Source organism: Polynucleobacter sp. 39-46-10, assembly GCF_002282275.1.
Genome location: NZ_NCJB01000524.1, coordinates 1 through 1,191 on the forward strand (window position 1 = coordinate 1; position 1,191 = coordinate 1,191).

The 1,191-nt window shown below is 46.7% G+C and carries 1 protein-coding gene and 1 pseudogene; both read right to left on the reverse strand.

Features of this window, described 5'->3' with window-relative positions:
• Window positions 1-38: 38 nt before the first annotated feature.
• Window positions 39-665: pseudogene (locus B7X71_RS17390) on the reverse strand (DNA-3-methyladenine glycosylase); the annotation flags it as partial.
• Window positions 666-724: 59 nt separating this feature from the next.
• The coding region (locus B7X71_RS17395; RefSeq protein WP_363927313.1) for a DALR domain-containing protein at window positions 725-1,191 on the reverse strand (467 nt) is incomplete at its 5' end.

A 1,191-nucleotide genomic window follows, 5' to 3' on the forward strand; every position in this document is an offset into this window, starting at 1 on the left:
TGCTCAAAATCCAGGAAAGTCGTTTTCATAGCTTGATTTTAATATTCAACGGGAATGGGGTCGAGACTTCTCCACATATACCAGGTTGCAACCGTGCGCCAAGGGGCCCAATTGGCAGCCACTTCGCGGGCCTCATGCCTGCTAACAGGCTCTCCACTGAAGTAATTGAGGGAAATGGCCTTAATTAGACCGACATCGTCTAAAGGGAGGATATTCGGTCTAACCATATTGAAAATAAGGAACATTTCAGCGGTCCAGCGCCCAATACCCCGAATTTCACATAACTCTTTGATGATGGCCTCATCTTCCATGCCTTTCCACTGATTGGCATGCAAACGGCCAGAATTGAAGTGCTCAGCTAAATCACGGATGTACTCTACCTTGCGTCCTGATAGGCCAGCTGCGCGCAATTCTTCAACACTTAAAGCAAGGATATTTTTAGGATTTACTTTGTTTTTAGCGGCAAGCAGCACCTTCTTCCACACTGACTGGGCTGCCGCTACAGAAATTTGCTGGCCAACAATGGATCTAGCCAATGTGATAAATGCATCTCCACGCGTTCTCAAAAAAACAGCGCCATGTTTTGGAATCAGCTTTTTTAGAATGCGGTCATGCTTCATCAACTCGGCACAAGCTTGCTCCCAGTAATCGGGGGCAGACTCCTCAACAATTGCTTGCTCTACTACTTTAGTCAAAATACATTCTCAATCACGAATTAAGTTACCTAGCTTCTACGCCATTCAGTAAGACCGCCAGGTTTATCTTCTAAAACCACGCCCTGCTCTAACAAGGTATTGCGAATCGAATCTGCTTTGGCAAAATCTTTGGCTTGCTTTGCCGCAACTCGTGCAGCGATCTGCTCTTCAATTGCAGCAGCAGATAAACCTACATCACCACCACGAGATCCTTCTTGTAAAAATAAAGTTGGCTCTCGCTGCAAGAAGTTGAGGGTTCCAGCCAAGCCTTTGAGGGTAGAGGCAAGCTGCACCTTCTCATCACCCTGCGTACGATTGACTTCGCTTGCCAAATCAAATAGAGCTGCAATAGCTTCAGGTGTATTGAAGTCATCATTCATAGCATCAGTAAAACGCGTAGCCCATGGAGAATGGGGGTCTAGAGCCTGATTGCTTGCTGGCGCTTGAGCTAATGCAGTGTACAAACGAACTAAGCCTGAGCGCGCCTCTTCAAGCT